Consider the following 21,724-nt stretch of genomic DNA (forward strand, 5'->3'; position numbering starts at 1 on the left):
CTGCTACGGCTTCCTCGCCCCGGAACGGACGAAGACCGGCATGGTGTCCAGCGTCGTGGTGATCGAGGCGGTGGTCCCGCCCGCGTACCGCTTGCCGGTGAAGTAGTCCGTCCAGGTGTTGCCCGGCGGGAACCACACCGTCGTCGACGCGGTCGTGCCCGGCGTGGTCACCGGTGCGACGAGCAGGTCCGGCCCGTAGAGGTACTGGCTGCCCGCGCTCGCGTAGGCCTCCTGCTCGTTCGGGTACGCCAGGTACATCGCCCGCACGATCGGGGTGCCAGTGCGGGTGGCCTCCGCGGCTGCCGCGTACGTGTAGGGCTGCAGCTTCTTCCGCAGGTTCAGGAACTTCTTCGCGGAGGCGTTCGCGGCCGGTCCGTACTGCCAGGGCAACCGGTCGCTGTGGTTGGAGTGCAGCCGGTCGATCGGCTGGAACGTGCCCATCTGCACCCACCGCGCGTACAGGTCGTCCGGCAGCTTGGTGCTGCCCGGCTCACCGCCCGGCTCCTGCAGCCCGTTGGTGTGCCCGCCGATGTCGTGGCTGATCGCGGCCAGCCCGGTCGCCGCCGACTCACCGGGCGTGTAGCCGACCTCGAACCGCAGCGTCTCCCAGTTCGAGATGGCGTCGCCGGTGAAGTGCAGCGTGGTCCGCTTGTCGGCCCATGGTCCGGTCGCCAGCGGGCCCGGGTTGCCGTAACCGCCGGCCTGCAACGACCCGTAGGCCCGGGAGAACGCGAAGCCGGTCTTGTCGGCGTACTCCTGGTTGATCCGGGCGTCCAGGCCCTGGGAGGCGTCGCAGCACCAGTCCAGCCACCAGAAGTCGACGCCGGTCGCGCCCATCTGGTCGTGCAGCCAGAAGTACGCCTTCAACTGGTCGGCGTCATTGAAGTCGAAGACGTAACAGTCCGCGCCGCCGTTGCAGCCGGTCCGCTTCAGCTTGCCCTTGGCGATCTGCTGCGCCTGCGCGAAGTGCGGATCCGAGCCAAGGATGCTCGGGTGGATGTTCAGCCCGGTGTGCACCCCCTGCTTGCGCAGCCAGGTCGCGAACGCGGTCCAGTCCGGGAACCGGGTGGGGTCGATCGACCAGCCGTTCCACCTGTCCGGCGACTTGAAGTCGGTGTCGATGACCAGCGAGTCCAGCGGCACACCCTCGCTCTTGAAGCGCGACACGATCGACTCGAATTCGGCGGCGGTACGGTCGTAGTACTCCGAGTACCACACGCCGTAGGCCCACTTCGGCAGCAGCTTCGTCGGGCCGGTCAGCGTCGACAACTCGTCCAGCGCGCGACGGTAGTTCTGGCCGTAGGCGAAGACGTAACCGTCCGGGTGCGCCGCGGCCGAGTCGTCGACCAGCGACCACCCGTCCTGGAAGAGCAGCCCGGCATAGGTGCGCGCGCCACCGTCGACGCCGTCCAGGCCGCGCCGGTAACCGCCGAGCGGCGCGTGCGGAGCCAGCAGCGGCGCGTGCTTCGCGGTCACCGCGACGGTGTCCACGTTGACGTGGCAACTCTGGTCACTGGGACAGCCGAGGCTCACCGTGTTCGTCCCGGCCTTCAAAGAGACCAAGATTGACTGGGTACGCCAGTAGTCCCATCCGCTGGTCGGCGGCAGGGTCGCGGTGACCGCGGGGGCGTCGTTCGCCGTCACCGCCACCGTCCGGCTCTGCACCGGCTGGCTGCCGGCCTGCCCGTTCGCATACCGCAACTGCACCTGGTAGGTGCCCGCGGCCGGCACGCCGGTCACGGTGAGCGCGGTCCCGGCGCCGGTCCGTTCCAGCCCGGCCAGGAAGCCGTCGCCGGAGTACCCGTTGTGGTCGTCGGCGAGCTTGCCGCCACCGGTCAGGGCGCCGGCGTCCGCCTCGCACAGGGTGCCGAACGCGCACGGTTGCGGGGCGGGCGGGACCGGCCCCGGGTACGCGGCGCCCGGCGCGAGCACCGCCACACTGTCGATGTTCACGTTGCCGGAGTCCGTCGCCGCCCGCAGCAGGCTGACCTCGTGGCGCCCGGCGGTCAGGCTCAGCGGCACCGAGGCGAGCGCCCAGGTGTCCCAGTTCGCGGTCGGCGGCAGGCTCAGCGTCCCGGCCGCGACGCCGTCGACGGTGACGGTCAGCGTGCGGGTGACGTTCTGGCCGTCCCCGCCGGTGCTGTTCGCGTACCGCACCGTGAGCTGCTGAGCTTCCGCGGCGGCCGGGGTGACCGCGAACGTGGCCGACGCGCCGGTGCCCTCGAAACCGGCCGCGAAGCCGCGACCCGTGTAGTCCCGGTGATCCGTCGCCGCGCTCGGCCCGGCCAGCGCGAACTCCTCCGCCTCGCACAGGGCGCCGGGCACGCACTCGGGCGCGCCCCGGCCGGCCCACGGCGCGGCGGTGACGGTCTGCTTGCCGGTCCTGAGCCGTACCGTCAGGTTGTCGTCGGTGAAGGCTCCGGAGCCGACCTTGTACCGCAGGGTGGCCGCGCCGGTGTCGATGGTCAGCCAGCCGCGCGAGACGCGCTGGGTGAACCGGGCCGGCGTGAAGTCGTCGCGGCCGATCACATTGAAGGTGCCGGCGTCGGTGAACTTGCCGTTCGGCGCGTACTCGGTGCGGATCAGCGTGGGCGACAGCACCTGGAAGCGGGCGTTCCCGGAGACGACGCTCCGGGGCTTCTTCGAGTGGGCTTCGGCAGAGGTGGACGAGGCCAGGGTGAGGCCACTCGACACCAGAGCCAGGGAGGCCGCGACAGCGACCCTCCTTCGGACAAGATCGCGCAAGGGAAACCCCCATCGGTGGCGATGAGATCTGTCGGTGACAACGCTGTCATCCGCCAGTAACAAATGTCAATGGATCAAACAAACCTCCCGGCGTACGGCCTACGCTTGGACGATGCGTCTGGAACAGCTCGAGTACCTGGCGGCTGTGACGCAGCACGGCTCGCTGCGGCGCGCCGCCGAACAGCTGCACGTGTCGCAGTCGGCGCTCAGCGAAGGGATTAGCAGCCTGGAACGCGAGCTGGGCGTGCCGCTGCTGGAACGGCACCGGGCCGGCGCCCGGGTCAGCCCGGAGGGGCGGGACCTGCTGCCGGTGATCACCGAGATCCTGGCCGGGGTCGCGCAGCTCAAGAACGCGGCGACGATCCGGACCATCCGGGTCGGCACGGTCAACGCCGGGACCTCCGCGCTGCTGGTGCCGAGCGTGCGCGAGTTCGGGCGCGGCCACCCGCACACCACCGTCGACGTGGCGGCGCTGCTGCAGGCCGAGATCCAGGAGGGTCTGTTGGAGGGCCGCCTCGACGTCGGCCTGGTCAACGTCTTCCCGGACGATCCGATCCCGCCGGCCCTGGAACGGACCGTCCTGTTGCGCGGCACCCCGGTCGTCTGCTGCCGGGCCGACGACCCGCTCGCGGGCCTGCCCTCGGTCGGCGTCGAGGATCTGCGGGCCCGGCCGTTCGTGGCGATGCGCCCCGGATACCTGATGCACCGGCTCGCGCAGCGACTCTTCGGCGACACCCCGCCGGGCGAGACGATCTCCACCGACGGCGCCGAGATGGGCAAGGTGCTGGTCGCCAACGGCACCGGCCCGACGATCCTGCCCGACTACAGCATTCACGGCGACCCGCTGGAACAGGCCGGGGTGATCACCGCCCGGCCGCTCACGGAGCCGGTCCCGCCGGTCACGATGCTGTTGCTGCGGCGGCGCTTCGACCGGGTGCCGCCGACCGTCCACGACTTCGAGCAGACCATCCTCCGCCTGGCCGCCGGAACCACACCCTGACCGGTCAGCCGCGCCACTCCGGCAGCAGCGCCGCCACCTCCAGCCGGAACGGGAACGGCTCGTCCGGCGTGATCGTCTCCCCTGGGCGCGCCACCACGGCCGTCTTGTAGTGGTCGCCGACCAGGCGCTGAAGGTGCAATTCCACCGAATTCTGCGGCTGCTCCACACGCATATACCACTCGATCCCGGCTGCCGCGTACAGCTGCGCCTTGGACAATCGGTCCGTGCCCGCGTTGCTCGGCGAGACCACCTCGACAACCAGCTTGGCGTCCGCCCCCTCGACGGTCATACCCATGTCGTCGGTAGCGGCAACGACAATGTCCGGCTCCACGACGCGACCGCTGGCCAAACGCAGATTGACCTCCTGGAGTACGAGGAGGCCAACGCCTCGTGCCGCATCGTGGAGTTCCCTGGTGAGCAGGAATCCGATGTGCTGATGCCGCTTACTCGGTGAAGGACTCACCCACAAGCTCCCATCGATCAGCTCGACCCGATTCGGGGTCTCGCCGAGCGCGAAGTATTCCTCTTCGCTCCAAGGTCCCGGGTGCTCGATCACGGCCACGCTCATTCGCTCGCCTCTTCCTTCGGCATCAGCGTGCCACGTCGGACCGACCCGTGCGACACGCATCGGGCACGACCACGCCAACAAAAGAATACTAGCCCCGAGACCAGTTGTCATGGGGCATCTTGTCATACGATCGACGAACGGCGAAGTCGGGGTTCGGCGGGACCGATGGGGTGGTCGGGAGATCCGTACGCCGGAATGGTTGTCCTGGGGTCAAAACCTAGTGAGTCTGTAGGTAATCTCGGGTTCTAGGTGAGGAACACCCATGTCGTTGAAGTTTCACTGGTTCCTGCCCACCAACGGCGGCGACGGGCGGCAGGTGGTCGGCGGCGGCCACGGGCTGTCGGCGGGCAGTTCCGGGCGACCGGCCGACATCGGCTACCTCACGCAGGTGGCCAGGGCCGCCGAGGAGAACGGGTTCGAGGCGGCGCTGACCCCGGCCGGCGCCTGGTGCCAGGACGCGTGGCTCAGCACCGCGATGCTCAGCCAGACCTCCGAGCGGCTCAAGTTCCTGGTCGCGTTCCGGCCCGGGCTGGTCTCGCCCTACCTGGCCGCGCAGATGGCCGGCACGTTCCAGAACATGAGCGAGGGCCGGCTGCTGCTCAACGTGGTGACCGGCGGGGAGAGCCACGAGCAGCGGATGTACGGCGACTACTTGGACAAGGACGCCCGCTACCAGCGCTGCGACGAGTTCCTGGAGATAGTCCGGCGGCTGTGGGCCGGTGAGACCGTCGACTTCCGGGGCGAGCACCTGTCGGTGGACGCGGCCCGGCTGGATCAGATCCCGGACCCGGTTCCGGCCGTGTACTTCGGTGGCTCCTCCCCCGCCGCCGGCATCGTCGCCGCCAAGCACGCCGACGTGTACCTGACCTGGGGTGAGCCGCCGTCCGCGGTGGCCGAGAAGATCGCCTGGATCCGTCAGCTGGCCGCCGAGCAGGGCCGCGGGCCGGACCACCGGCCGATCCGGTTCGGGATCCGGATGCACACGATCACCCGGGACACCGCCGAGCAGGCCTGGGCCGAGGCGGACCGGCTGCTCGCCGGCATCTCCCCGGAGATGATCGCCAAGGTGCAGCAGGGTCTGCGGCTGAGCGAGTCGGAGGGGCAGAAGCGGATGCTCGACCTGCACGGCGGCTCGAAGGACGGTCTCGAGGTGTACCCGAACGTGTGGGCCGGGGTCGGCCTGGTCCGCGGTGGCGCCGGCACCGCCCTGGTCGGCAGCCACGAGCAGGTCGCCGACCGGATCGCGGAGTACGCGGCGCTGGGCATAGAGGAGTTCGTGCTGTCGGCCTATCCGCATCTGGAGGGCGCCTACTGGTTCGGCGAGGGGGTGCTGCCGATCCTCGCCGAGCGTGGACTGTGGAAGGACGAACGGCCCCGGCGCCGTCACCACGTCGCCGTGCCGTTCGCCGCCGCCGGCCGGGCCACGCGGTGACCCCGGCCCGCTTGCGCCGGGCGTTCGGCACGTTCCCGAGCGGCGTGGTCGCGGTCGCCGCCTCGGTCGACGGGCAGCTGACCGGGCTGGCCGCGAGCTCGTTCACCTCGGTCAGCCTGGACCCGCCGCTGGTGTCGTTCTCGGTCGCGAACACGTCGAGGACGTGGCCGGTCCTGCGCCGCGCCGGCCATCTCGGGATCACCGTGCTCGCCGACCATCACGACGCGGTCTGCCGGCAACTGGCCGGGCCGGCTGAGCACCGCTTCGACGGCGTACGGGCCTCGGTGACCCCGGCCGGCGCGGTGACCCTCGACGACGGCCTGGCCCGCTTCGACTGCTCGATCGAGCGGGAGGTGGAGGCCGGCGATCACACCATCGTGCTGCTGCGGTTGCACGCCGTCGCGGACGCGGACGGACCGTCGCCGCTGGTGTTCCACCGCTCCGGCTTCGGCCGGCTCCTCACTCCCTGACGGCAGGGCAAGGCAGGCTGCTCTTTCCCTGACAGCAGAGCAAGGCAGGCTGCCCGTTCCCCGGCGGCAGAGCAGGGCAGGCCGGCGCGGCCGCGGGTCAGCGGTCGTCGGCCGGGGTCGCGGTGACGGGCCGGAGCAGGGCGGCGGTCGTTTCCTGGCGCAGATGCTCGGCCCAGCCCAGCGGGGTCGCGCCGAAGCGCCGGTCGCGCAACCCTGGGTCGGCCCCCAGGTCCAGGAGCAGCCGGGTGAGCGCCGGATCGCCGTTGCCGGCGCCGTGGTGCAGCGCGGTCTCCCACGGCTCTTCGACCGGCGCGTCGCCGCGCCCGTAGGCGTTGACGTCGAAACCGAGCTCCACCAGCAGGGGAATCGCCGCGGACAGCCCTCGGGCCGCGGCCCACACGACGAGGCCGGGACGGGTGCGGCGGGCCTCGGCCACGGCATCGGGATGGCCGGCGCAGACCCGGCCCAGCATGTGGCGATCGGCACGCAGCACCGCGGCGATCAGCTCCCGCACCGGGTCGGGAGCGGGCGGCTCGGCGCCCCGGGCGACGAGGTGGGCGGCGATCCCGGTCTCGCCGTTGAGCTCGGCCAGCTCGACCGGCGTGCGGCCGTCTCCGGGTGCCCACGCGGGCCCGTCGCCCTCGAACGGTGAGCGGATGTCGACGCCGTGCTCGACCAGCAGCCGTACCCGGGCGGGCTGGTGGTGTTCGATCGCCCAGCGCAGCTGGGTTCGCAGCAGCCGCGCGGGCGGGTCGAGCTCGGGGATCCGGGTGTGCCAGGGACCGGCCCCGCCGGTGCCGAGGCCGTAGGCGAACAGCAGCTCCAGGTGGGCGTCGTCCGGGGTGAACATCGCGTTGTACAGGGCCTGCGCGTCGTTGGGGTCGGCGCCGGCGTCGAGCAGCAGCCGGCCCAGCGCCTGCCAGTGCGGGTGGCGGGGCTGATGCCGCGGACCCAGCTCGCCGAGGCCGATCACCCCGGTGAGCAGCGTGAACGGTGACGGCAGGGCATCGAAGAGGTAGCCCTCGTCCGGGTCGGCGCCGGCGTCGAGCAGGTGCCGCGCGACCGCGAGCACCTCCTCGGCCTGCGGCGCCGGGTCGAGTCGCGAGTAGGCGAGGTAGAACAGCGGCCGCCACCGGAACGGGCCGCCCCGTTCCACGGCCAGCCACGGCCGCGCGGCGAGCAGCCGGGCGACGTCATCGGGGCGGCCCGCCGCGGCGGCGGCCCAGATGTGGTTGGTGGTCAGGCCGGGATGCCGGGTGAGCACTTCCCGGGCCCGGGCCCGGCGCTCCGGCCCGTCCTCGCGTCCGTACGTCAGGCAGGCCAGGCGGCAGAACTCGTCGGCGGGGGCGGTGGCCGGGACGGCGCCGAGCCCGGTCTCCCAGCCGTGCTCGGCCACCGTGGCGAGGTATCGCCGGAGCCGGGGCCAGCTGGCGAACCCGTACTCCCGGGCGACGACCAGTTGCGCGGCGGCAAGGGGCGGGCCACCGGGAACCCCGCCGGGGAAGTGCTCGCCCAGCCGGGCCGTCGCGGCGGGGTCACCGGCCCGGGCGGATCGCTGCAGGGAACGGGCCTGCCTGCGGAAGTTGTCTAGGTCAGGGCGGTCGGGCATGTCCAGGACCGGCACGACGATCTCCTCTCGTCCGCCTGATGTCCGCTCGATCAGGCCGAAAGGAGAACGATGGTGGCCATGCCACAACCCCAGGCGGGCTGAGCCCGTTCCCGCGGACCGGCGGCTTCCTGGCAGCCGCCGCCAGCTTAGCCCGTGTCCTGCCCGGCCCGGCGGCGCGCTCGTCGCCGGTGCGGTGATCGGGCCGGTCAGCCGCCGGCCAGCCGGAACTTCTTGCCGTCCGCCTTGAGCAGCAGGAACTTGGGCACCGTGCGCGTGCCGTCGGCGTTGAAGCTGACCGTCCCCGACAGGCCGGCATGAGCGGTGGTGCTCAGCGCGGCCCGCAGGGCGTCGTGACCGGTGCTTCCGGCGCGTTTGATCGCGTCGACGGCGACCATCACCGCGTCGTAGGACTCGGCGCTCGACGGGCCCGGCGCGGCGCCGTAGGCCCGCTCGTAGCGCTGTGACCACTCGGCCAGCTCGGGCATGAACTCGGGAATGAGCAGCGCCGTGCCGTAGACGTCCCGGCTCTGCCCCTCGCTCAGGTCGGCGAGCAGCGGGCCGTCCGTGGCGCCGTCCCCGACGACGATCCGTCCGCTGAAGCCCTTCGTCCGCAGATCCTTGATCAGCTGGTTGGCCTCACCGTAGTAGCCGGTGTAGTAGACGGTGTCGGCCTTCGAGGCGATGACCGCCTGAGCGATCCGCTGGTAATCGGTGGCTCCCTGGCTCAGTTTCAGCTCACCGGCCACGGTCAGCTCGCCGGTGGCGCGGGCCCGTGCCGCAGTGGAGTCGGCCAGGGTGAGCGGGAAGCTGGTGCCGTCGTGGACGATCGACACCCGCTTGCCGCCGAGCCGTTTGATCCAGTCGACGGCGAACACCGCCTCCGCGGTGACCGTGCCGCAGATGAGGAAGACGCTGTCGTAGTGGGGCGCGATGAGGTCGGTCGAGTTCGCCTGCGCGATGACCATCGGCACCCCGGCGTCCCGGAAGATCTTCAGGGTGGGTACGACGGCGCTGCTGCAGTAACCACCGACCGACACCGCCACGTCCCGCTTCACCACGGCCTGGGCCGCCGTGACCGCGGTGCCCGGATCACACGCGTCGTCCTCGGCCACCAGCTCCACTTGTCGCCCGAGCACCCCGCCGACGGCGTTGACCTCGCTGACCGCGAGCCGGGCGCCGTTGAGCATGGACTCGCCGGTGTGGCTGCTGCGCCCGGTCAGCGGCAGCACGCCGGCCAGCCGGATCACGTTCGCGGACGGGGACGCGGCCGGCTCCGGGCCGCCGGAGCCCGAGCAGGCCGGCAGCCCGGCCAGCACGACGAGGGCGGCGGCGAGCGCGAAGGGTCTGCGGGCACGCACACCGGTCCGATCGACGCGATCCGCCCGGAACTGAACGGTTTTCCTTGGGCCGGTGCGGAAGCTGCCGAAACAGGGAATGTGTTCGGGCGCATACGGGGCCGCAGCCTTCTGCCGACGGTGTCGCTTGCCGTCGTGCTCCTCGCCCTGGCCGGCTATGTCCTGCAGGGCACGATCGGCACCACCCGGGCCACGAAGCAGCAGAGCGCCGCCCTGATCGTGGACGAGAAGTTCACCGAGGCCCGGATCGCGGTCGCGATGCAGGAGGTGAACCTGCGCCACTACCAGGTCGAGCCGTCGGTCGCCGTGCTGAGCAGGTTCGAACAGGTGGCCGGAAGCGCCGAGCGCACCCTTGCGGAGCTGGCCGAGTCGGCGGACCAGCAGATCCGGCGGGACGCGCAGGCCCTGCTGACCGGGCAGATCGCCTACCGGCGGCTCGCCGAGCAACTGATCGCCAAGGTGGCCGACAGCGACCCCGGCTTCGCGCAGTTCGACCGGCTCGAGGTGACGCCGGCCTTCTACTCCCTGCAGAACGACGTGGACGACGTCGCCCGCTCGTACCACGAGTACGCGCAGCGGCAGGTGACCCTGTTGCGGAACACGCAGGGCCGGCTGCTGGTGGGCACCGCGATCGGGTTCGGCGCCGGCCTGACGCTGGTGGCGATGATCATGCGGATGGTGCTGGGCTACCAGCGGCGCCTGGTCGAGCGGGCGGCGGACAGCCGGCACCAGGCCCTGCACGACCCGCTCACCGGCCTGCCCAACCGCGCGTTGTTCCAGCAGGACCTGCAGAAGGCGCTCGACCTGGCGGCCCGGGACGGCGGCCCGGCGGCACTGATGGTCATCGACCTGGACGGGTTCAAGGCGGTGAACGACACCATCGGTCATCACGCCGGCGACCAGGTGCTCATCGAGGCGGGCCGGCGGCTGTCCGGGCATGTAGCCGAGGCCGGTGTCGTCGCGCGCCTCGGCGGCGACGAGTTCGCGGTGCTGATCCCGGGCGTCAGCGGCCTGCCCGAGGCCGTCCGTCTCGCCGACCGGCTGGTGGCCGAGCTGAACCGCGACTTCCGGATCGAGGATCAGCTGGCCGCGATCGGCGCCAGCCTGGGGGTCGCCCTCAGCCCGGCGGACAGCGCCGACGTGTTGTTCCGGCACGCCGACACCGCCATGTACCGCGCCAAGCGCCGTGGTGGCGGGGTCGCCGTCTACGACCCGGGCACCGACGCCGACGCGCAGGACGACCGGATGCGGCTCTTCGCGGACCTGCGGGTCCTGCTCGAGACCGGCGACCCGGACGGGCAGTTGCAACTCTGGTACCAGCCGCAGGTGCGGCTCGGCGACGGCAAGGTCACCGCGGTCGAGGCCCTGGTCCGGTGGCAGCACCCCACGCACGGGCTCGTGATGCCGGCCACGCTGCTCCCGGTCGCCGAGCGGGGCGGCCTGGAGACCGGGCTCACCTACCACCTGCTGCGGGTCGCCGCCCGGCAGGCCGCGATCTGGCTGGCGTCGGGCTGGTCCTGCCGGGTCGCGGTGAACGTGTCGCCCGGTGCGCTCGGCGACGACCGGTTCGCCGAGACCGTGCTCGCGACGATCGTGGCCGCGGGCCTGCCCGCCGAGCTGCTGTGCCTGGAGCTGACCGAGACCGGGATCATGGGCGACGCCGGCTCGGCGTTGCGGATGCTGCGCCGGGTCAGCGAGAGCGGCGTCGCCGTGTCGGTCGACGACTTCGGCACCGGGTTCTCCTCGCTGTTGCAACTGCGGGACGTGCCGGCCGACGAGTTGAAGATTGACGGGACGTTCGTCCGCAACCTCGCGGAGGGCACCCCGGACGCGATCATGGTCCGCAGCTCCACCGACCTGGGCCACAACCTGGGGCTGCGGGTGGTGGCCGAGGGCGTCGAGGACCTGCCGACCCTCGCCCGGCTGCGGGAGATGGGCTGCGATCACGCCCAGGGGTACGTGCTGAGCCACCCGGTTCCCGCCGCGGAGCTGCCGGAGGCCTGCCGCCGGGCCGAGGCGGTGGCCAGGTCCGCGACCACCCGGCCGGCCGTCACCGACGCACCGCTGCGCTGAGGGATCCGGGCGGCGCGGTCCCGGCCGGGATCAGCGCGTCAGGTGCTCGTGCGCCCACCGGTCGAACGAGGTGAGCGGAACACCCAGGGCCCGGGCGAACTCCGGGCGGGCCGGCTGCCCGGCCACGTTCATCAACTCCATCGGCAGGCCCGCATAGGGCGGCATGCCCGCGGCGAGCGCCTCGCTCTCGGTCATGTCGGGTGCCGTGAGCGGGACACCGAGGGCGTCCGACAGGGTGTCGGCGATCGCGGTCATCGGCAGGTAGTCGCTCGCCAGCTCGAGCTCGACCCGATGGAACCGCCGGGGATGGGCCACGGCCTCGGCGACCACCGCGCCGATGTCGTCGACCGCGACGAGGGACAGCCGGGTCGACGGCCGCAGGACGGTGACGATGCCGCCGGCTGCGCCACGGGGCAGCAGGTAGGCCGCGGAGAGCAGGAAGTTCTCCATGAAGAAGGCGGGTCTTATCAAGGTCCACACCGAGAAACCCGCTTCCCGTACGCGATCCTCGACGCCCGCCTTGGCCGCGTAGTACGGCTCCAGGGGCGCCCACCGGCCGGTGTCGTGACCGGGCGCCGTGGCGAGCTGGTCCAGGCCGGACACCGACGAGTGCACGAACTGTGGCACCCCGGCGGCGCTAGCGGCCTCGACCAGGTTGATGCCCTGACGCAGCTCGCCGCCGAAGTCGTACGCCCCGTCGCGGACCTCGGGCATCTGGACGGAGAAGACGGCCCGGACGCCGTCCACCGCCGCCGCCAGGGACGCGCGGTCGCGCAGGTCGCCGGTCACCAGTTCGGCGCCGAGAGCGGCGACGGCTTTCGCCTTGGGGGTGTGCGGGTCGCGGACCAAGGCCCGTACGGCAAGGCCCGCCGTCAGCAGTTTGCGGGTGACCGCGCCACCTTGCTGCCCGGTGGCGCCGGCGACGAGAACGGGGTCGGACATCGGTGTGCTCCTCGGCAACTAAACGGCGTGGCCCGCCGTTTCTTGCGGGTTAAGATACGGCGGACCCCGCCACTTAGCAACCCCGAGGAGAACCGATGGCCGGCCAGCGCGCGGATGCCCGCCGCAACTACGAACTGCTGCTGGCGGTGGCGTCCCGGGCGATAGCCGAGCAGGGCGCCGACGCGTCCCTGGAACAGATCGCCCGCACCGCGGGGGTCGGCTCCGGCACCGTGCGGCGGCACTTCCCCACCCGGCACGCGCTGCTCGCGGCGGTCTTCCAGGACCGGACCGAGCTGCTCGCCGGCCGAGCCCGGGAACTCGCCGGCCGGCCGGACAGCCGCGCCGCGCTGCTGGAGTGGCTCGACGCCGTGCTGTCGTTCGCCACGACCAGCCGCGGCCTGGCCGAGGCGCTGCACCGCGACCATGTCGCCGATCCCGCCGACGTGCACGAGCACTGCGCCACCGCCCGCCTGACGGAGGCCGGCCGTCCCCTGGTCGATCGGGCGGCGGCCGAGGGCGCGCTGGCCCCGGACGTCACCGTCACCGACCTGCTGTCACTGGTCACCGGCATCGCCCTGACCACCGAGCACCACCCGGACGCCGCCGCCGAGGCGAGCCGGCTGCTCGGTCTCACCATCGCCGGGATCAGCCCGGGCCGACCATGATCGAGCCGGTCCGACGAGTCGTAGTGTTTCCGGTATGGCACAACGACTGGTCAGCGTCTGGCAACCGTTCTTCCTCGGCAGCGAGAGCCCGGAGGCGGCCCTCGACGCCGCGATCGAGCTGGAGAAGCTCGGTTACTCCCGGCTGTGGTTCTCGGCCGGCTTCGGCGAGAACATCCCGTCCCGTTTCCGCGAGCTCCTGGACGGCACCGAGCGCATCGGGATCGCCCCGGGCATCGTCTCCATCTGGCATTCCTCGCCGGCCGAGGTGGCGGCTTTCGCCCGGGAGGCCGAGCGGGATCACCCCGGCCGGTTCCTGCTCGGCCTCGGCGCCAGCCACGCCGTGCTGGTCGAGAACGACGGCACCGACTACCGCCGGCCGTACTCGAAGATGGTCTCCTACCTCGACGGCCTCGACGCGGCAGGGCTCGACGCCGGGCAACGGATCCTGGCCGCGCTCGGCCCGCGGATGCTGGAGCTCTCCCGCGACCGGTCCGCCGGCGCCCACCCCTACTTCGTCCCGGCCGAGCACACCGCCGAGGCGCGGGTGGCGCTCGGGCCCGACCGGCTGCTCGCCCCCGAGGTCGCTGTGGTCCTGGAGGCCGACGCCACCGCCGCGCGCGCCGTCGCCCGGCAGTACACGGCGGGATACCTGACGCTGCCGAACTACACCAACAACCTGCGCCGCTTCGGGTGGACCGACGAGGACTTCGCCGGCGGCGGCAGCGACCGCCTCGTCGACGCAATCATCCCCTGGGGTACGGCCGAGCAGGTCGCCGCCGGGCTGGAGAAGCACTTCCAGGCGGGTGCGGACGAGGTGGCCGTCCAGGTGCTCAACGGCGGCGACGCGTCGAGTTTCCCGGCCGAGGCGTTCCGCGCCCTCGCCGCCGTCCTGATCTGACGTCGCACGGATCGCCGCCGGGCCGTGACGCGAGACCGGCCGGCGCGGGGACGACAGGCGCGGGGACGGTTATCGTCGGGGTCGTGCCCCCGCTGACGGTCGCTTTCGCCGCCCCGCATCCGGCTGCCGCCGACGCCGCCCGCGCCGTGGTCGCGGCCGGCGGCAACGCCCTCGACGCGGCGCTGGCCGGCGCGGCGGCGCTGACCGTGGCGTACCCGCATCAGTGTTCGATCGGTGGCGACCTGGTCGCGATCGTCCGTCCCGCCGGCGCGGCGCCGCGCGCGGTGCTGTCCATCGGGGCCGCGGCGGCGGCCGTCGACGTGGCGGCGCTGCGCGCGGCCGGGCCGCTCGCCGACCCTACGGACAGCGGCGAACAACTCGGGCCGCGGATGCCGTTCGAGGGCCCGCAGACCGTGACCGTGCCCGGCGTGGTCGCCGGCTGGGCGGCGATCGCCGGGCTCGGCGCCCGCCTGCCCCTGGCCGAGCTGCTCGCCCCGGCCCGCGCGCTGGCCGCCGATGGCGTGCCGGTCAGCGCCGGTCTGCGGCGGGCCGTCCTCGGGCGACTCGACGGCGTCCGCGCCGACCCCGGCCTGTCCGCCCTGCTGCTCGACCGCGCCGGGGAGCCGGTCGGCACGCTGGTCCAGCCGGCGCTCGCGGCCAGCCTCGACCTGCTCGCCGGCGACTGGCGCTCGTTCTACTCCGGGCGCCTGGCCCAGCGGCTGGTGGCGGGGCTCGCCCGGCTGGGCATCCCCCTGTCGGCAGGGGATCTCGCGGCGCACCGGGCCGAGATCACCGACCCGCTGACCAGGGTGATCGACGGGGTCACGTGGCACGCCGCGCCGCCGCCGGTGCAGGGCGCCACGTTCCTGGCCGTCGCCGGCTCCCCGGCGCTGCTGGCCGATGCGCGCCGCGCTCAGCTCGCCCGCAACGTGCTGCTCGGTGACCCGCGCACCGGGCCGGTCGACCTGGACGGGCTGCTCCTGCGCAACCCGGTCACCGGCGCGGAGCGCACCGGACCGGTCGCCCCGGACGGGCAGGTGCGGCGCGATCCGGTCGCCGGCGCTGAGGTGGAGAGCACCGGCCCCCAGCCGGGCAGGGCGGAGAGCACCGGCCCACGGCCGCCCCGGGCGGAGAGCACCGGCCCACGGCCGCCCCGGGCCGAGAGCACCGGCCCACGGCCCGGCGGGGACACCGTGGCGGTGACCGCGGTCGACTCCGGCGGCACCGCTGTCACGCTGATCCAGAGCGTCTTCGGGAGCTTCGGGTCGGGCCTGCTGGAGCCGGGCACCGGCATCGTCCTGCACAACCGCGGTTCGTCGTTCAGCCTCGACCCCTCGCACCCGGGGCGGCTGGCGCCGGGTGTGCGTCCACCGCACACGCTGTGCCCGGCCCTCGCCGTCGGCGCGGACACCGTGGTGGCGCTGGGTTGCCAGGGCGGGCGCTCACAGCCGTGGATTCTCGCGCAGGTCGCCGCGGACGCGCTCGTCTCGCCGCGCCTCGACGAGGTGCTTGCGCGGCCGCGCTGGGTGATCGGGGCCGAGGAGATCGACCGCCGGGTGGCGACGCTGCTGCTGGAGCCGGGCACGCCGGGCGCGGCCGGCCTCGCGTCCACGGCGGCCGGGCTGGGGCTGGCCGTGGAGACCACCGGAGGCCGTCACGACGACGCCGGGCACGTGCAGGTGGCCCGCCTCAGCGGCGGGGTCCTGGCCGCGGCGAGCGACCCGCGCGCGGACGGGCAGGCGATCGTCACGTGACCGGCGGACCGCTGGTCGGCTACGCGGGTCGGCGAGTGCGCGACCGGTGACGGGAGTGGCCGATTCGCGCCATGACACAAGATCGCCATCAATCGGTTGAGCAGGCCACATAGCCTTACCCTTATATCGCGGTTAACGAGAACGTGACAAAACGTATTTACCGTCACCCATCGATAGTGGCATTACTGTCGGAGGGCGGGGCATGACGGATAGTGCGGTCCCATCGTTGGCCATCGGCATAGCTTCCTCACCGGACGACCGCAAGAAACTCGCGCAACTGCTGGGCGGCACCGAGGCGTTCGTCATCGTCTCCACGGTGGAGCAGGCGCGGCAGTTCCTCGACGGGGTGGCGCCGCCACCAACGCCCGGCGACGGATCGCCCGGGCTCCGCATCGACTCCGATCGGCGGGTGCTCTGCTGGCAGGATCGCGAGACCGGGCTCACCCCGCTCGAGCACGATTTCCTGCGCTGTCTGCTGGCCGCGCCGGGACAGGTCTGGACGTACGAGGAACTGCATCTGAAGGTCTGGGGCAACACGCACGTGGGCCGCGGCTCGAACATCCACTCGACGGTGCGCCGGCTGCGGGGCAAGCTCGCCCGGCTCGGCGCGCTGGTGACCATCCACGCGATCCGGGGCGTCGGCATCCGGCTCGCCTGAGCCAGCCGGCCCCGCTGAGCCAACCGGCCCCGCTGAGCCAACCGGCCCGTCCACCTGAGCGGACGGGCCGGTCTCGGTGCGGGGTTCGTCAGCAGCGCACCGGGAGGAGCTTGAAGTCCTCCACCTTCGGCGCCGCGGGGTTGATCTTCGAGGTACGGACCTGCGGCTTCCAGCCGTCCTTCGCGGCGATCAGCGTGAGCGGGTTGTTGCGCTTGTCGAGCCAGTACGCGTACGTCCCGTCGGCCCCCGTGGCGAACGTCAGCGACGTCGCCCAGGAGTCCACCTGGACCGTGGCCCCGGCCAGCGGCCCGGCGGTGGCACCGGCACAGGACGCACCGGTGACCGTGCCCATCAGCTTCGCCCAGGTCTTCGGCGGGGCGGCGTTGAGGGTCACGTCGATCGGCGCGACCGTGTACGGCGTGTTCTCCTTGACCGTGACCAGGCCCGTGTAGGCGCCCGGCTGGTCCACCGACGCGGTGATCGCGACCGTGACCGTGACCTTCTTGCCGGGGGCGAGGGTGACCGACGGCTTGTCGACGGTCATCCAGCTGACGTCACCGGACTCGGCGCACTCCTCCAGGCCGGGCAGTGCCTCACCGCTGGCCGTGGCGTTGAACGACCCCGACGAGCCGCCGACCTTGTAGAAGCCGCACGCCGCCGCGCCCCGGTACCGGGCCGTGTTGGCGTTCGGCAGGGCGGCCCAGGTGCCGGCCGCCGGGTCGAACGCGAAGCCGGCGTTGGTGATCGCGCCGCCCTGCGAGCCGCCGACCACGAGCAGTTTGCCGTTGGCCACCGCGTACGAGGCCGCCCAGTGATCGGCGGGCGCGTCCGCGATCGCGGTCCACGTCCCGGCCGCCACGTCGAGGGCGTAACCGGCCTTCTGGGAGGCCGTGCCGTCGTTACCGCCGGAGCAGTAGACGGTGCCGTCGATGCCACCGCACGAGGCGAACGCCAGCGACTTCGGGTAGTTCGCCGGCGTCGCCCAGCTGTCGGCCGCCGGGTCGTAGCTGACCACGGTGTTCGACATCGGCAGGCAGGACGCGGTGGTGCAGCCGCCGACGGCGTACAGCTTGCCGCCGACGACGGCCTGGCCCGCTGCGGACCGCGGCGCCGGGTTGTCCGCCTTGCGGGTCCAGGTGTTCGCACCCGGGTCGTACGACCAGGTCTCCGCGGCGGGGCCGGACGGGCCCCAGCCGCCGGTCGCGATGATCCGGCCGTCGACGACGCCCACGGTCATCGCCGAGCGGGCCTCGGGCAGGTCGGCGATCGGCGCCCAGCCCTGCACGGCCGGGTCGTAGACGAAGCTGGCCTTCGACGCCGTGGAACCGTCGGTGCCGCCGATCGAGTAGACCTTGCCGTCCAGGTTCACCACCCGGTTGTCCATGACCTTGGCCGGGTACTCGGCGATGTTCGCCCACGGCTCGGCCAGCGGGCCGTCCGCGGCGGCCGCCGCGGTGACCGCCTTGCCGGAGGGTGCCGACGCGAACGACGTGGCCACGGTCAGCCGCTGCGCCGCCGCTCCCGGCGCCGCGAGAATCTGCTCGCGCGTCGACCGGGTGCCGTCGGCCTTCAGCAACTGGAAGCCGTTGTCACGCTCGCCGAACTCCACGGCGACCGGCTGGGTGCCGGTGTTGGTGACGGTGAACTTCTTGTTCGCGGCACCGTCGGGCAGGCGCAGGTCGGCGCTGAGCGACGCCGGCGTCACCTCCAGGCGGCCGGCGCCCAGGGTGAACGCCACCGGGGTGACCCCGTCCGCCTCGACGTCGATCGCCGCGCTGCTACCGGCGTAGCCGCCCGCCTTGGCGTCGAACGTGTGGGTGCCGGTCTTCGTGGACAGCATCCAGAAGAAGCCGTCGGCCAGCCCGGTGTCGTCCGGCGTGGCGACCGTGGTGGCCTTCTCGGCCGGCGCGTCCTTGCTGGTGACCGTGGCGCCGTTGACGTAACCGCCGGTGTTGCCGTCCTTGACGTGGCCGACGACCAGGCCGCTCTCCACCGGCTCGCAGCGGACCTCGCTGCCGATCAGCACGTTGTCCACGGCCCACCACCAGGCGTACGAACCGTCGACGTAGTGGAACCGGACCTGCACCCGCGGCTTGCCGGCGGCCTGCGGGATCGCGACTTCGGTCTGCTTCGGGCCGGTCACGCCGGCGGTCTGGGACAGTACGGTCTCCCAGGTCGTGCCGCCGTCGACGCTGAGCTCGACGTCGGTGCGCTCCGTGCCGTACTGCCGGAACTCCTGGTCGAACCGGACCACCGGCGCGCTCACGCCGGTCAGGTCGACCACTGGGCTGACCAGCGACGTGTTCTGCTTGCCGCCGGAGCCGTACTTGTCGCTGTCGACGATGGCGAAGCCGCCGGCGCCGCCGGTGTGGTTGCCGCGGTTGCCGTCGTCGGTGAGCTTCCAGACCTGGCCGCTGCCGGCGTTGTCGACGACGGTCCAGCCGGTGGGCAGCGCCGCCGCGTCGAACGTCTGGTACTCGCCGTCGGAGGAGAACACGTAACCGGGCGCGGCCGTGCAGTCGCCGGCCGCGGCGGGCACCGCCACGTTCTGCGTGACGTTCTTCGTGCCGACCACGACGTCCTTGGTGACCGTCGCGTAGCCCGGGTACTGCGGGGTGAAGGTGAGCTTGTAGGTGGCGCCGGTCGGCAGCTTGACGCTGTACTTGCCGTTGGTGGGCGCGGTGTAGTCGGAGACTCCGCCCGGCCCGGCGACGGTCACCTTGGCGTAGAGCGGCCAGCCGTGGCCCGAGCCGTCGGTGACCGCACCGCCGACCGTCACCGCCGGCACCGCGGCCAGAGTCACGTCGGCCGTGCTGGTCTGGTCGGCCGTCACGGTGGCGGTCACAGTCTTGGCGGCGTAGCCGTACGCCGTCACGGCCACCTGGTACGCGCCGGCCGGGAGCCGCGCCGAGTACCCGCCGTCCGTGCCGGTGACGACCTGTCGCTCGGCGGCGCCGGTCAGCGCCAGGGTGGCGTTCGCGATCGGCTCGCCGGTGGCCGCGTCGGTGACCTTGCCGGCCAGCGTGCCGGTGTCCCCGACCGGCGCTGCGGTCAGCAACGCGAGCGCGTCGAGGCGGCCCTCACCGAAGACGTTGTTGTCGTCGGTGGTGCCGCCGCACTGGCTCGCCTCGCTGTCGATCGCGGTGCCGTCCAGCAGCGCCTTGGTGGCCGCGATGTCACCGGCCAGCGACGGGGCGCCGGACCACAGCAGCGCGATCGCGCCGACCAGGTGCGGCGCGGCCATCGACGTACCGCTGATGGTGTTGTATCCGCTGCCGGGCCAGCTGGAACGCACGTCCACGCCCGGGGCGGCGATGTTCGGCTTGAGGTCGCCGTTGCGCCCCGCGCCGCGGGACGAGAAGTCGGCGATCACGTTGTCCGAGCCGTACGCGCCGACCGAGTAGTTGGCCGGCAGGCTGCCCGGCGAGCCGCTGGTCTGACAGGCCGACCCGCTGTTGCCGTTCGACCAGACGCCGAAGATCCCGGACGCCTCCCACGCGTTCGTGATGTCGTCGAAGAACGTGTCGAAGGAGGGCTGCGTCGTACCCCAGGAATTGTTGATGATGTTCGGGCGCTTGCTCGCGTCCGGGTTCGCGCCGGTGTGGTCGGTCGGCTCGAGCAGCCACTGACCGGAGTTGATCAGCGCCGTGTCGGACGGGCAGCAGCCGTTGGCCGCGATCCAGCGGACGCCGGGCGCGACGCCGATGCCGGTGGCGCCGGCCATCGTGCCCATCGTGTGGGTGCCGTGGCCGTTGGTGTCACAGGGCGCGCCGCCGCTGCACGCGCCGGCCGCGTCGTACCAGTTGTAGTCGTGGGTGAAGGTGCCGTCGCCGTTGTTGCCACGGTAAGAGCCGGCGAGTTGCGGGTGGTCGAACTGGACGCCGGTGTCGATGCTGGCGATCGTGATGCCCTCGCCGGTGACGCCGAACCGGTCCCAGACCTTGTCGGCGTTGATGTTGGCGACGCCCCACTCGACAGCGGCGGCGGCCTTCTTGCTGACGCCCTCGCTGACCTTCGGCACCTGGATCGACACGGGCGCGTAGAGGCCCTCCACCTCGGCGTGCGTGGCGAGGCTGCGCACCAGCTCGGCGGAGCCGTTGCTGACCTTGATGGCGTTGGTGGCCCAGAACGTCTCGTACCTGGTGCCGGCCTGGTCGAGCTGGGCGCGCACGGCGCTCTGGCTGCCGGCCGCGGTCTTCTTCAGGGCGGCCGCCACGGCCGTACCCCGCTGATCCCAGTCCTTGATCTTGCCGGCCGCGCTCAGGTCGGCGCGCTCGCCGAACCTGACCCAGAAGTCACCGCCGCCGCGCGCCGCCAGCTGCGCGGCCAGCTCCGGCTTGACCTTGTCCTTGCCGGTCGAGTCCGGCGCGGCCTGGGCAACGCCGCCGGTCACGGCCATTCCCGCCCCGGCGACGATGATGATCGCCAGAGCGCGGACCCCGCGTCTGAACAGTGGACGTCTCGCCATGTGCTGTCTCCCTCGTGGAGTCCCGGGCGCCGGACGGGTCACGCCGGTCGCCTGGTCAGCACGCTAAGATCGCCAGACATCGATGTTCAAGATCGCGCTGTGAGCAACAGGTGAGCATCTGATCAGCAATCTGCGTCACCACGTTTCGCTCCACCGGCGAGGGCCGGGGCATCGTGCCGTGGACCACTAGGCTTTGCGGATGCGGAAGACGACCGTGCTCGACGCGCCCTCCAACCTCGGTCTGCGCCCGCCCGCCCCCGGGCTCGTCCCCGGCTGCTACAAGCTGGCCGGCGCGCTGCGCGACCAGGGCCTGCTGGGGCGGCTCGGCGCCCGGGACGGCGGCGTCGTCGTGCCGCCGCGGTACGACGTCCGCGACTGGAAGCCCGGTGACGGTGTCCTGAACGCGGACGCCCTGGCCGCGTACACCCGCACGCTCGCCGACCGCGTGGACCGGGTCGTCGGCAGCGGCGACTTCCTGCTGCTGCTCGGCGGCGACTGCTCGATCCTGTTCGGCGCCGCGCTGGCCCTGCGCCGGCGCGGGCGGTACGGCCTGGCCTACCTGGACGGCTCGATCGACTTCCGGCACACCGGCAACAGCGACAACGTGGGCGCGTCGGCCGGCGAGACCACGGCGATCGTCACGGGTCGTGGCCAGCCGGAGATCGCCGATGTCGACGGGCTGGCGCCGTACTTCCGCGAGCCGGACCTGGTCGTGCTCGGCGTCCGCGACTACGACGACGAGCTGGCCGAGGTCCGCGCTCTCGGCATGCCGGTCTGGACCACCCCGGACATCGTCGCCGAGGGACCCGCAGTCGTCGGCCGGCGCGTGGTCGAGCGGCTCGCCGGGTGCGACGGTTTCCTGGTGCACCTCGACGCCGACGTGCTGGATCCGGCCGTCATGCCCGCCGCTGACGCACCCGACCCGGGTGGGCTCGACTACCCGCAGCTTGTCGCCCTGTTGCGTCCGCTGCTGGCCGACCCGGCCTGCGCCGGCATGCTGGTCACCATCTACGACCCGGATCTCGACCCGGACGGGCGGCACGCCGCGGCCCTGACGGAGGCGATCGTCGCCGCCATGGGCCGGTGA

General features: G+C 72.5%; 15 protein-coding genes. 9 read left to right on the forward strand and 6 right to left on the reverse strand.

Annotation, left to right across the window (positions count from 1 at the left end):
• Positions 1 to 3: 3 nt before the first annotated feature.
• Positions 4 to 2,694, reverse strand: a complete 2,691-nt coding sequence (locus Acy02nite_RS12525; protein WP_239174645.1) for a TIM-barrel domain-containing protein — start codon at positions 2,692 to 2,694, stop codon at positions 4 to 6.
• 163 nt (positions 2,695 to 2,857) lie between these two features.
• Here Acy02nite_RS12525 and Acy02nite_RS12530 point away from each other — a divergent pair, with 163 nt between their 5' ends.
• A complete protein-coding gene (locus Acy02nite_RS12530; protein WP_203740151.1) occupies positions 2,858 to 3,745 on the forward strand; it encodes a LysR family transcriptional regulator in 888 nt (295 codons plus the stop codon).
• Positions 3,746 to 3,749: 4 nt separating this feature from the next.
• Here Acy02nite_RS12530 and Acy02nite_RS12535 read toward each other — a convergent pair whose 3' ends face one another.
• A complete protein-coding gene (locus tag Acy02nite_RS12535; protein WP_203740152.1) occupies positions 3,750 to 4,313 on the reverse strand; it encodes a Uma2 family endonuclease in 564 nt (187 codons plus the stop codon).
• A gap of 262 nt (positions 4,314 to 4,575) precedes the next feature.
• On the opposite strand from Acy02nite_RS12535, the gene Acy02nite_RS12540 reads away from it, so the two are divergent.
• Together Acy02nite_RS12540 and Acy02nite_RS12545 are read left to right on the forward strand one after the other, a co-directional pair.
• Complete coding sequence (locus Acy02nite_RS12540) at positions 4,576 to 5,745, forward strand: LLM class flavin-dependent oxidoreductase (protein ID WP_203740153.1); 1,170 nt, start codon at positions 4,576 to 4,578, stop codon at positions 5,743 to 5,745.
• Entirely contained in the window at positions 5,742 to 6,215 is a 474-nt protein-coding gene (locus Acy02nite_RS12545) for a flavin reductase family protein (protein ID WP_203740154.1), read from the forward strand. The genes Acy02nite_RS12540 and Acy02nite_RS12545 overlap by 4 nt, the downstream gene beginning before the upstream one ends.
• 97 nt (positions 6,216 to 6,312) lie before the next feature.
• Here the strand turns inward: Acy02nite_RS12545 and Acy02nite_RS12550 are convergent, their stop codons facing one another.
• Positions 6,313 to 7,839, reverse strand: a complete 1,527-nt coding sequence (locus Acy02nite_RS12550) for an ankyrin repeat domain-containing protein (RefSeq protein ID WP_203740155.1) — start codon at positions 7,837 to 7,839, stop codon at positions 6,313 to 6,315.
• Between the two features lie 191 nt (positions 7,840 to 8,030).
• A complete protein-coding gene (locus tag Acy02nite_RS12555) occupies positions 8,031 to 9,182 on the reverse strand; it encodes a branched-chain amino acid ABC transporter substrate-binding protein (protein WP_203740156.1) in 1,152 nt (383 codons plus the stop codon).
• Between the two features lie 117 nt (positions 9,183 to 9,299).
• On the opposite strand from Acy02nite_RS12555, the gene Acy02nite_RS12560 reads away from it, so the two are divergent.
• Positions 9,300 to 11,252 carry a putative bifunctional diguanylate cyclase/phosphodiesterase gene (locus tag Acy02nite_RS12560; protein WP_203740157.1) on the forward strand — a complete coding sequence of 651 codons (1,953 nt, stop codon included), beginning with the start codon at positions 9,300 to 9,302 and terminating at the stop codon, positions 11,250 to 11,252.
• A gap of 30 nt (positions 11,253 to 11,282) precedes the next feature.
• Here Acy02nite_RS12560 and Acy02nite_RS12565 read toward each other — a convergent pair whose 3' ends face one another.
• Positions 11,283 to 12,194: an NmrA/HSCARG family protein gene (locus Acy02nite_RS12565; protein WP_203740158.1), complete on the reverse strand. Its 912-nt coding sequence runs from the start codon at positions 12,192 to 12,194 to the stop codon at positions 11,283 to 11,285.
• Between the two features lie 95 nt (positions 12,195 to 12,289).
• On the opposite strand from Acy02nite_RS12565, the gene Acy02nite_RS12570 reads away from it, so the two are divergent.
• The 4 genes from Acy02nite_RS12570 to Acy02nite_RS12585 all read left to right on the forward strand — a co-directional run bounded on the left by Acy02nite_RS12570 (position 12,290) and on the right by Acy02nite_RS12585 (position 16,169).
• Entirely contained in the window at positions 12,290 to 12,859 is a 570-nt protein-coding gene (locus Acy02nite_RS12570) for a TetR/AcrR family transcriptional regulator (protein ID WP_203740159.1), read from the forward strand.
• Positions 12,860 to 12,893: 34 nt separating this feature from the next.
• A complete protein-coding gene (locus tag Acy02nite_RS12575) occupies positions 12,894 to 13,757 on the forward strand; it encodes a TIGR03620 family F420-dependent LLM class oxidoreductase (RefSeq protein WP_203740160.1) in 864 nt (287 codons plus the stop codon).
• 83 nt (positions 13,758 to 13,840) lie between these two features.
• Positions 13,841 to 15,511 (forward strand): gamma-glutamyltransferase, encoded by a 1,671-nt coding sequence (locus Acy02nite_RS46455; protein ID WP_239174648.1) that lies wholly within the window; start codon positions 13,841 to 13,843, stop codon positions 15,509 to 15,511.
• 226 nt (positions 15,512 to 15,737) lie between these two features.
• A complete protein-coding gene (locus Acy02nite_RS12585; protein WP_239174651.1) occupies positions 15,738 to 16,169 on the forward strand; it encodes a winged helix-turn-helix domain-containing protein in 432 nt (143 codons plus the stop codon).
• 88 nt (positions 16,170 to 16,257) lie between these two features.
• Here Acy02nite_RS12585 and Acy02nite_RS12590 read toward each other — a convergent pair whose 3' ends face one another.
• Positions 16,258 to 20,637: a S8 family serine peptidase gene (locus Acy02nite_RS12590; RefSeq protein WP_203740162.1), complete on the reverse strand. Its 4,380-nt coding sequence runs from the start codon at positions 20,635 to 20,637 to the stop codon at positions 16,258 to 16,260.
• 199 nt (positions 20,638 to 20,836) lie between these two features.
• Here Acy02nite_RS12590 and Acy02nite_RS12595 point away from each other — a divergent pair, with 199 nt between their 5' ends.
• Complete coding sequence (locus Acy02nite_RS12595; RefSeq protein WP_203740163.1) at positions 20,837 to 21,724, forward strand: arginase family protein; 888 nt, start codon at positions 20,837 to 20,839, stop codon at positions 21,722 to 21,724.

This window comes from Actinoplanes cyaneus (genome assembly GCF_016862095.1).
Classification (GTDB): Bacteria; Actinomycetota; Actinomycetes; order Mycobacteriales; family Micromonosporaceae; genus Actinoplanes; species Actinoplanes cyaneus.